This is a genomic window from Streptomyces tricolor (genome assembly GCF_002155905.1).
In the GTDB taxonomy this organism is placed as follows: Bacteria; Actinomycetota; Actinomycetes; order Streptomycetales; family Streptomycetaceae; genus Streptomyces; species Streptomyces tricolor.
In genome coordinates this window covers 1-9,981 of the sequence record NZ_MUMF01000327.1, presented here as the reverse complement: position 1 = coordinate 9,981, position 9,981 = coordinate 1, and the positions used below count along the sequence as shown (strand labels likewise).

Here is a 9,981-nt window from a genome sequence, read left to right as displayed (position 1 = left end):
CGATGGCCTGGTCGTCGGTGGACACGACGACGTCGGTCACCAGCCGGCTCGCCCGGCACTCGCGCACCGCGCGCGCCACCAGCGGGACTCCGCCCACGGGGGCGAGGTTCTTCGCGGGGACGCCCTTGGAGCCGCCGCGCGCGGGGATCACCGCCAGCACCCGGCGCAGCGACGTGCCCGGGCCCGCTTCCGAGTGGGACATGGGGTCTACTCCTTGGAGTGAGGTCACAGCTCGCCCATCCGCCGGATCACGGGGGCGACTCGCTGGACGCCGTGCCGGTAGGCGCCGCGCGCGGCCCGGCGGACGATCTGCCGGACGGGGCCGGGCGCCTTGTCGGCGGCGGGCGCGCCGGGCAGCGGGGCGCCGTCGGGGCCGAGGTGGTGGCGGGCGAGGATGCCGGGCAGATAGCCGGGCGCGGTCTCGGGGGTGTAGTAGGGGGTCAGGGGCGGCAGGCCGCCCGGGCGGTCCAGCAGCTTGGCGATGCGCTCGCGGGCCGCGTCGAAGGCGGTGGCGTACAAACCGTCGGCGGCGACGCCCTGCCGGGCCACCCACTCCTCGTCGGGCACCGGCCGGTGCCCGGCGTCGAGCTGCTCCCAGGAGGCGAGGCAGCCGGAGCCGGTGAAGTGGTGGTTGCCGAGCGCCTCGCGGATCCCGAGGTCGGTGAGGACGGCCGTGGGGATACGGCGGTGCAGGGCCTCCAGGGCGGCCGTGGAGCTGACCGTGACCAGCAGGTCGGTACGGTCCAGCACTTCGCCCATGTGCCCGTACACCAGGCGGAAGTTGGTCGGCAGGTCGGTGCCCTGGGCCAGCTTCTGGTACGGCAGCTCCTCGATGTGGGTGGTGTGCTCGCCGGGCTTGGAGCGCAGCTTGAGCAGCACCTCGCGCTCGGGGTGCTTGCGGGCGTGCTCGATGAGCCGGTTGAGCAGGTACGTACGGTCCCGGCGGTTGTCCGGCACCGACGGCTGGGCCGCGAACACCACGGTGTACGGCTCGTGTTCGCCGGTGTAGGGGGTGCCGCCGAGGAAGGGCAGCGCGACCTCGGTGACCGCGGAGGCGTCGGCGCCGACCCCCTCGTACACGGCCCGGAACCGGTCCGCGTCGTGACGGGAGTTGGCGAGGACGAGGTCCGCGCCGTGCCGCAGCAGCAGCCCGTCGGCGAGCTTCTCGTAGACGACGCCGACATAGCCGGTGACGACCACGGGACGCTGCCCGGAGCCCCAGGCGGCGCGCAGCCCGTGCAGCATGGCCTGGACGCCGCCGCCGACCAGAGCGAGGACGAGGACGTCGTACGACGCCTCGCTCATCTCGCGCAGGAACTCGACGCCGGTGACCTCGCGCAGGGAGTCGGCGCGGACGCCGACTTCCTTCAGCTGGCGGGCGGTGGGGGTGGCGCGTCCCCGCAGGAGGTAGCCGTCGAGCCGGACCTCGGCAGCCGCGGGAGTGAGCCGCTCTGCGGTGAGCGCGCCCCACTTCCAGCGGGTGTCGGAGTCCGCGAGGACGGCGACCCGCAGGGACTTCGTTGCACTTGCTGGCACGCCGGAGACGCTAGGAAGCGATTCCGAGGTTCCGCCCAACCCGAATGCAACAAACGGTTAACAGCACATCGCCGAATGGCGAATCAGGTCGCGAACGCGGTGGAATACAGCCCGGTTCACAGCTTCGCCACGCGCCGTTCACCCGGTATCAAGCAGGCCGTCAAGACGAATGACGGGCCGCGCCCTAACGTCCTTGACGTGGTCAAGCTCTCCGTCATCGTGCCGTTCTACAACGTGCAGCAATACGCGCCCGACACGCTCAGGAGCCTGAAGTCGAACGCGCGTGAGGACTTCGAATTCATTCTCGTCGACGACTGTTCCCGCGACGGGACCCCAGGCATTCTCGCGCGCGCGGAGCGCGAGCTGCCGGGTGCGGTCCTGGTCCGGCACGAGCAGAACGGAGGGCTGGCGACCGCGCGCAACACCGGTATCGACCGGGCGCGCGGCGAGTACCTGACCTTCCTGGACGGCGACGACTGGCTCGCCCCCGGCTACTTCCCGCGGCTGCTCGCCGCCATCGAGGAGCTGGGCTGCGACTTCCTGCGCACCGACCATGTGCAGTGCACCGCCCGGGCGCGCAGCGTGCACCGGGTGCCGGTGGGCCGGCGGAACGTGGTGCTGGACCCGCGGGAGGCGATCCTGCCCGCCGACCGGTCCACCTCGGTGGACTACGCGTACGCGTGGGCCGGCATCTACCACCGGCGGCTGGTGGAGCGGGGGTTGCTGCACTTCACCGACGGGCTGCGCACGGCCGAGGACCGGCCGTGGATCTGGAAGCTGCACCGGGAGGCGGAGTCCTTCGCCGCGGTGAGCCTGCTCGGCGTGTTCTACCGGCGCGGGGTCGCCTCCTCGCTCACCCAGATCGGTGATGTGCGGCAGCTCGACTTCATCCGAGCGTTCGATCAGGTCATCGCGGAAACCGCGGCGGACCGGGAGGCCGACGTCCTGCTGCCGAAGGCCGTCCGCACCTATTGCGCGATCATTTCCCATCACCTGGGATCCATCGAAAGGTTCGAGCCGCCGGTGGCCAAGAAACTGAAGACGCTGAGTGCCGCCGCCCTGCGGCGCATGCCTCAGGACGTGCTGGACGAGGCGCTGGACTCCATGGACCTGCAACGCGCCACCCGGCTGCGCCGGCTGCGCCGCCGCCCCGCCGCCGCGGGGGTCGCCGCGTGACCACCCAGATCTTCCAGGCGTCGACGCTGTACGGCACGGCCACGCTCGCCGCCGCCCTGGACTCCGGCTGTTTCCGCCCGGCCGACCGGCGGATCCTGCTGGTCTGCAACAACGCGGCCACGCCCGAGACCGCGCCCGCGCTGGACGAGATGCCGGGCTTCGAGCGGCTGCGCGACCGGTTCGACGACGTGGTGTCGTACAACGCGGCGATCTTCCCCTTCCACCCCGGTGGCTGGGCGCCGCGCGGGGACGATCTGCCGTTGTGGGAGCGCTACTTGCGGCACGAGTGGCAGCTCGGCACGGACGACGTCGAGCTGGCCGTCGAGTCGATCCAGGTGAATCCCTCGCTGGCGCTCGCGCAGATCTTCACCGGCGCGCCGGTCACCGTCTACGCCGACGGGCTGATGAGCTACGGCCCCACCCGCAACAAGATCGACCCGCTGGTCGGCACCCGCGTGGACCGGGTCCTGCACCTGGACCTGGTGCCGGGTCTGAAGCCGCTGCTGCTCACCGAGTTCGGGGTGCCCGGCGAGATCGTGCCGACGCCCGCCTTCACCAAGGTGCTCGCCGAACTCGCCCCGCTCGGCGACGAGCTGCCGGCGGTCGAGGAGCCCGCGCTGCTGCTCGGCCAGTACCTGTCGGCGCTGGACATCCTCACCCCCGAGCAGGAGGAGGACCTGCACGTACGGATGCTGAAGGGCGCCGCCGCCCTCGGCCACACCCGGGTGGTGTTCAAGCCGCACCCGTCCGCGCCGGCCCGCTACACCCGCTCCCTGGAGCAGGCGGCGGAGCAGCTGGAGGTCGAGCTGACCGTGCTGGACACGCCGGTGCTGGCGGAGGTGCTGTACCAGCGGATGCGTCCCGCGCTGGTCGTCGGCTGCTTCTCCACCGCCCTGCTCACCGCGTCCGCGCTGTACGGCCTGCCGGTGGCCCGGGTGGGCACCGAGCTGCTGCTGGAGCGGCTGACGCCGTACGAGAACAGCAACCGGATCCCGGTCACCATCGTGGACGGGCTGCTGCCCGACCTGGCCGACACGGCGGCCGTGGCCGAGCAGCGGCAGGGCATGGAGGTGGCGGCGCTGGGCGCGCTGGTGCGCGCGGTGGGATTCGCGATGCAGCCGAAGGTCCTGCCGAGGCTGCGCGCGGAGGCGGAGGCGTGGCTGGCGGGGAACCTGAACGAGCGGACGCAGCGCTACTTCAAGCGCAAGCGGCTGACCTCGCTGGCGCTGCCCGGCGGGGTGCCGGCCCAGCTGTCGTTCATCCCGCGCAACGCGACGGTCCGCCGGGTGGCCCGCAAGGCGCGCAGCCTGCGCAAGGCCGTACGGCGCTGACCGCCGGGGGCGGACCCGGGCCGGGCCCGCCCCCCGTTCGCCGCCGGCGAGTTCACCGCTGCGGACGGACGGAGAAACCAGGAAGGCAGAACGACCGGCAGATGAACGAACGCGGGCCGGTGGGTGAACCGTCGGCTTGTCGGCCATGTCTTTTCCGTGATTCACCCCGGTGCTGATGAAACGATTCCTCTGCACCGGGGATCTTCACCTGAAAGACAAAGAAGATTAACGCCAGTCGGGTTAGGTGCCGAGAATCATGCCTGCTTCCTCCCCCGCGCTCGCCGCCGTGCCCGCTCCCCCCGCCCGCGGCCCGGCCCGTGAGCGCCAGAGCCGCCTGTACGCCCTGGACGGACTGCGGCTGCTGGCCGCGCTGATGGTCTGCCTCTACCACTACGCCGGACGCGGCGGCCCGGTCTCCGGATCCTGGCACCAGAGCCCGGCCCAGGTCTTCCCGACCCTGTCCCAGGCGGCCACCTACGGCTGTCTGGGCGTGCAGTTCTTCTTCGTCATCAGCGGTTTCGTGATCTGCATGAGCAGTTGGGGCCGCACCCTGGGCGACTTCTTCCGCTCCCGGGTCGCCCGCCTCTACCCCGCGTACTGGGCCGCCCTGGTCCTGGTCACCGCCGCGGCCGTCGCCCTGCCCGTGGTCGTCCACCCGGTGCGGCCGGACGAGTTCCTGGTCAACCTGACCATGCTGCAGCAGCCGATGGGCGCCGACCGGGTCCTGGGCGTGTGCTGGACACTCTGGGTCGAGGTCCGCTTCTACGCGCTGTTCGCCCTGTGCGTGGTGCTGCGCGGGGTCACCTACCGCCGAGTCGTGCTGTTCGCCTGCGTGTGGACGCTGGCTGCGGTGGTGTGCCGCACCTCCGGCAACGCGCTCATCGAGCAGCTGGTCATGCCCGAGTACGCGCCCTTCTTCATCGGCGGCCTGGCCCTGTACCTGATCCACCGCTTCGGCGGCGACCTGCTGCTGTGGGGCATCGTGGCCGTGTCCTGGCTGCTCGGGCAGAGCACCGCCACCACCGGGCTGTGGCACCCCGGCGCGCAGGGCGACTTCCACCGCGACCCGTACGTCATCCTGGCGATCGTCACCGTCGCCTTCGCCTCCGTGGCCGCGGTGGCGGTGGGCTGGACCCGGTGGGCCTCCTGGCGCTGGCTGGTCACGGCCGGCGCGCTGACGTACCCGTTCTACCTGGTCCACGAGCACCTGGGCTGGTTCGTCATCCGGGTGCTGCACCGGGGGCTCGGCCTGCCGCCGTGGCCGACGCTCGCCGCGACCGTGCTGGGCATGCTGGCGCTGGCCTGGCTGCTGTACCGGTTCGTGGAGAAACCGTTCGGCCCCCGGCTGAAGCGGGCCCTGAAGAAGGCCCGTACGCCGGGGACGTCCGCGGGCGCGCTCAGCTGATCCCGTACCGCGCCCCGATACCGGCGACCACGACCGCGAGGCCCTCCTCGAACTGCCGGTCGTAGTCGTCGAAGAGCAGCTTCCCGGCCTCGGCCGCGAGCGGGAAGTCGGCCAGGCGGCGGGCGCGTTCCTCCAGCTCGAACCCCTCCCGGGGCTCGCCCCCGAGGGGGCGCACGCCCTGCTCCTCGGTGACGAAGCCGAGGGTGTACATGGTCGCCGTCCGGCCCGCGTCGACGGCCTGGGCGAGCGTGAATCCCGCCGCCGTCAGCAGCCGCAGGTTAGCCTCCAGCGCGGGTGCGTGGTCCGTGCCCGTGAAGCGCGAGCCGCTGAAGACCTTGGCGCCGTCCCGGTAGCCGAGCAGAGCGGTCCGCAGTCCGCGGTTGGTCTTCAGCAGCCGCTCCTGCCAGGTGTCGGCGGGGTCGAGCGCCGCACCGGCGAGCATCCGCCGGGACATCTCCGTCGCCATCTCGTCCAGCAGCGCCTGCTTGTCCTTGAAGTGCCAGTACAGGGCGGGCGCCTTGACGTCCAGCTCCCTGGCGATGGCGCGCAGGGTCAGCCCCTCCAGGCCGACCTCGTTCAGCAGCCGCAGCGCCGTGTCGGCGACCCGTTTGCGGTCCAGGGGCGCCCTACGTTCCGTGCTCACGCCGACAGCTTGACACCTTAACGCCGTTAAGGACATCCTCGTGGGCGACAGCACTTAACGGCGTTAAGGAGGATTGTCGTGGATGTTCTGATTGTGGGTGCCGGTCCGACCGGTCTCACCCTCGGTGTCGACCTGGCCCGACGCGGCGTGGACGCCCTGGTGGTGGAGCGCGCCGACGGCCTCTTCCCCGGATCACGCGGCAAGGGCCTCCAGCCGCGCACCCTGGAGGTCTTCGACGACCTCGGCGTGGTGGACGCGGTCCTGGCGGCGAGCGGGCCCTATCCGCACCGGATGGTCTGGAAGGACGGCGTACGGCAGGGCGAGCAGTCGATGTTCGAGAAGGTGGAGGCGGACGAGGGCACGCCGTACCCCGAGCCGCGGATGATCCCGCAGTGGCGGACCCAGGAGCTGCTGTACGCGCGGCTGGCGGAACTGGGCGGGCGGGTCGCCTTCGGGCGGGAGGTGACGGCCCTGTCGCCGGACGCGGACGGCGTGACCGTGGGATTCGCCGACGGTACGACGGTCCGCGCGGGGTACGTGGTCGCCGCCGACGGCGGACGCTCGACGGTCCGGCGCGCCCTGGGCGTCGGCCTGGCGGGCGAGACGGTGGACCCGGCGCCGTTCGTGGTGGCCGACCTGCGGCTGACGGGTCTGGACCGGGACCACTGGCACGCCTTCCCGGGAGAGGACGGTGGCGCCGTCGGGCTGTGCCCGCTGGCCGGCGCGGAGGACTTCCAGCTCCAGGCGCGCCTCCCGGAGGGCGAGGAACCGGACGTGTCCCCCGACGGCATCCGCAAGCTGGTCGCGCGCTACACGCACCTGCGCGCCGCGGACGTGACCGAGGTGCGCTGGGCGTCCGGCTTCCGCCCGCGCGCCGCCCTGGCGGACCGGTTCCGGACGGGCCGGGTGTTCCTCGCCGGCGACGCGGCGCACGTGCACTCGCCGGCCGGCGCGCAGGGCCTGAACACCAGCGTGCAGGACGCCTACAACCTGGGCTGGAAGCTGGCCGCGGTACTGCGGGGCAGGGCGCCGGAGACCCTGCTGGACACGTACGAGGAGGAGCGGCGCGCGAACGCGGCGGCCATGCTGGAGCTGTCGACGGGGGTGCACCGGGGGGAGGTCAAGCGGGGCAGGGCGACGGTGCAGCTGGACGTGGGCTACCGGGACTCGTCCCTCAGCGTGGACACCCGCCCGCACGCCGAGGGGCTGCGCGCGGGCGACCGGGCCCCCGACGGCAGGGTGGCGGGCGCACGCCTCTTCGACACGTTCCAGGGCCCGCACTGGACCCTGCTGGGCGCCTCGGTGCCGGGGCTCGTGTCGCTCCCGGCCGCCCCCGACTCGTACGGCGAGGGCATCTTCCTCATCCGCCCGGACGGCTATGTGGGCTGGGCGGGGAGGACGACGGAGGGCCTGGAGGCGTATGCGAAGCGAACGGGAGCTCTGGAGACTCCCTGAGGCGCAACCAGCCTGAGGGGCGCGGGACCGTGTCGATCAGCGGCTCCGCCGCGGGGCGCGAGCAACCCACCACGCACCCGCACCCTCACCCGAAAACGCCGCCCTCACCGGCCGCGTCCAGCGAAGCGTCACGCACTGGCCAGGGACAGCTTCACCGCGAACCCCAGGAACAGCGCCCCCGCCGCCGACGTCGCCGTGGCCGACAGCCGCTTGCGGCGGCGGAACGCGGCGGCCAGCCGCGTGCCGCCGAATATCAGGGCGCTCAGGTACAGCCCGCTGGCCAGCTGGGCGAAGGCGCCGAGGACGACGAAGGAGAGGGCCGGGTAGGCGTAGCCCGGGTCCACGAACTGCACGAAGAAGGCGACGAAGAAGAGGATCGCCTTGGGATTGAAGAGGCTGACCACGAGGGCCCGCCGGAAGGGCCGTTCCTCGGCGCCCTTCGCCGGCTCGACGGCGTCCTCGGCGGCCCGCTCCCGCCGGGTCCGCCACATCTGCCACGCGCTGCGCAGCATCCCGAGCGCCAGCCAGCTCAGATATCCGGCGCCGGCGTACTTCACGATCCCGAACAGCAGCGCGTTCCCCTGGAGCAGCGAGGCGACTCCGGCGGCGGACAGCGTCATCAGCACGGCGTCCCCGCACCACACCCCGGCAGCGGCGGTGTACCCGGCCCGCACACCGCGACGGGCGGCCACGGAGAGGACGTAGAGGGAGTTGGGACCGGGCAGCAGGACGATCAGGATCAGACCTGCGAGGTAGGTGGGGAGATCGATGACGCCGAACATGGGAGGAGTGTCGCACGGGGGTACGACACGCGGTCCTGCCCGTCCGAAGGGGTGCCCGAGGGCATCCCGAGCTCAGAACACCTCCGACGGCTCGTACGTCCCCCACACCTCGCGGAGCGCCCCGCACACCTCCCCCACCGTCGCCCGTGCCCGCAGCGCCTCCTTCATCGGGTACAGCACGTTGTCCTCCCCCTCGGCCGCCTTCTTCAGCGCGTCCAGGGCCGTGTCCACCGCCCCTTGGTCCCGCTCGGCCCGCAGCCTGGCCAGGCGCTGCACCTGGCGTGCCTCGATGGCCGGGTCGACGCGCAGCGGCTCGTACGGTTCCTCCTCGTCCAGGCGGAAGCGGTTGACCCCCACCACCACGCGGTCCCCGGAGTCCGTCTCCTGCGCGATCCGGTACGCGTTCCGTTCGATCTCGGCCTTCTGGAAGCCTTGCTCGATCGCCGCGACCGCCCCGCCCAGGTCCGCCACCCGCCGCATCAGACCGACGGCGGCCTCCTCCACGTCGTCCGTCATCCGCTCGACGGCGTAGGAACCGGCGAAGGGGTCCACCGTCGCCGTCACATCGCTCTCGTACGCCAGCACCTGCTGCGTCCGCAGCGCCAGCCGCGCGCTCTTGTCCGTCGGCAGCGCGATCGCCTCGTCGAAGGAGTTGGTGTGCAGGGACTGGGTGCCGCCGAGGACCGCGGCCAGGGCCTGGACGGCGACCCGGACCAGGTTCACCTCCGGCTGCTGCGCGGTCAGCTGCACCCCCGCGGTCTGGGTGTGGAAGCGCAGCATCAGCGACTTGGGGTTGCGCGCGCCGAACTCCTCCCGCATCACCCGCGCCCAGATCCTGCGGGCGGCGCGGAACTTGGCGACCTCCTCCAGCAGCGTCGTACGGGCCACGAAGAAGAAGGACAGCCGCGGGGCGAAGTCGTCCACGTCCATGCCGGCCGCCACCGCCGTACGGACGTACTCGATGCCGTCGGCGAGGGTGAACGCGATCTCCTGCACCGGCGACGCGCCCGCCTCCGCCATGTGGTAGCCGGAGATCGAGATCGTGTTCCACTTCGGGATCTCGGCGGTGCAGTACCGGAAGACGTCCGCGGTCAGCCGCAGGGACGGCTTGGGCGGGAAGATGTACGTGCCGCGCGCGATGTACTCCTTCAGCACGTCGTTCTGGACGGTGCCGGTCAGGCGGTCCGCCGGGACGCCCTGCTCCTCGGCCACCAGTTGGTAGAGCAGCAGCAGGAGCGCGGCGGGCGCGTTGATCGTCATGGACGTCGAGACCTGGTCCAGCGGGATGCCGTCGAGCAGTACCCGCATGTCCTCGATCGAGTCGATCGCCACGCCCACCTTGCCGACCTCGCCGTGCGCGAGGGGCGCGTCGGAGTCGTGGCCCATCTGGGTGGGCAGGTCGAAGGCGACGGACAGGCCGGCGGTGCCGTGGGCGATCAGCTGCCGGTAGCGGGCGTTGGACTCCGCCGCCGTGCCGAAGCCCGCGTACTGGCGCATGGTCCAGGGACGGCCGGTGTACATGGTCGGGTACACCCCGCGGGTGAACGGGTACGCGCCCGGTTCGCCCAGCTTCCGGTCCGGGTCCCAGCCGGTCAGTGCGGCCGGCCCGTAGACCGGCTCGATCGGCAGGCCGGACTCCGACCGCCGTGCCGA

At 72.1% G+C, this 9,981-nt stretch carries 9 protein-coding genes; 4 read left to right on the top strand and 5 right to left on the bottom strand.

All coding sequences use genetic code 11. The features are described 5' to 3' along the window. Positions 1-202, bottom strand: a 202-nt coding sequence (locus CCN44_RS23495) for a cytidylyltransferase domain-containing protein (protein ID WP_414820516.1), incomplete at its 3' end; no start/stop codon positions are given. Positions 203-225: 23 nt separating this feature from the next. Then, entirely contained in the window at positions 226-1,536 is a 1,311-nt protein-coding gene (locus tag CCN44_RS23490) for a DUF6716 putative glycosyltransferase (RefSeq protein ID WP_086699288.1), read from the bottom strand. A 198-nt stretch (positions 1,537-1,734) separates the two neighbouring features. On the opposite strand from CCN44_RS23490, the gene CCN44_RS23485 reads away from it, so the two are divergent. The 3 genes from CCN44_RS23485 (at position 1,735) to CCN44_RS23475 (ending at position 5,448) form a co-directional block, all read left to right on the top strand. Next, positions 1,735-2,712: a glycosyltransferase family 2 protein gene (locus CCN44_RS23485; RefSeq protein ID WP_059252251.1), complete on the top strand. Its 978-nt coding sequence runs from the start codon at positions 1,735-1,737 to the stop codon at positions 2,710-2,712. Further along, positions 2,709-4,043 (top strand): alpha-2,8-polysialyltransferase family protein, encoded by a 1,335-nt coding sequence (locus CCN44_RS23480; RefSeq protein WP_086699284.1) that lies wholly within the window; start codon positions 2,709-2,711, stop codon positions 4,041-4,043. The genes CCN44_RS23485 and CCN44_RS23480 overlap by 4 nt, the downstream gene beginning before the upstream one ends. Positions 4,044-4,299: 256 nt before the next feature. Continuing rightward, positions 4,300-5,448, top strand: coding sequence for an acyltransferase family protein (locus CCN44_RS23475; protein WP_223283810.1), 1,149 nt, complete (start codon positions 4,300-4,302; stop codon positions 5,446-5,448). Here CCN44_RS23475 and CCN44_RS23470 read toward each other — a convergent pair. After that, positions 5,441-6,091 (bottom strand): TetR/AcrR family transcriptional regulator C-terminal domain-containing protein, encoded by a 651-nt coding sequence (locus CCN44_RS23470; protein ID WP_059252249.1) that lies wholly within the window; start codon positions 6,089-6,091, stop codon positions 5,441-5,443. The genes CCN44_RS23475 and CCN44_RS23470 overlap by 8 nt on opposite strands. Before the next feature lie 72 nt (positions 6,092-6,163). Between CCN44_RS23470 and CCN44_RS23465 the strand changes: the two genes are divergently transcribed. Continuing rightward, positions 6,164-7,546 (top strand): FAD-dependent monooxygenase, encoded by a 1,383-nt coding sequence (locus CCN44_RS23465; protein WP_086699281.1) that lies wholly within the window; start codon positions 6,164-6,166, stop codon positions 7,544-7,546. A gap of 128 nt (positions 7,547-7,674) precedes the next feature. Here CCN44_RS23465 and leuE read toward each other — a convergent pair whose 3' ends face one another. Together leuE and CCN44_RS23455 are read right to left on the bottom strand one after the other, a co-directional pair. Continuing rightward, positions 7,675-8,328 carry a leucine efflux protein LeuE gene (leuE, locus tag CCN44_RS23460; protein WP_059252247.1) on the bottom strand — a complete coding sequence of 218 codons (654 nt, stop codon included), beginning with the start codon at positions 8,326-8,328 and terminating at the stop codon, positions 7,675-7,677. Between the two features lie 72 nt (positions 8,329-8,400). Beyond that, positions 8,401-9,981, bottom strand: a 1,581-nt coding sequence (locus tag CCN44_RS23455) for an acyl-CoA mutase large subunit family protein (protein WP_244203953.1), incomplete at its 5' end; no start/stop codon positions are given.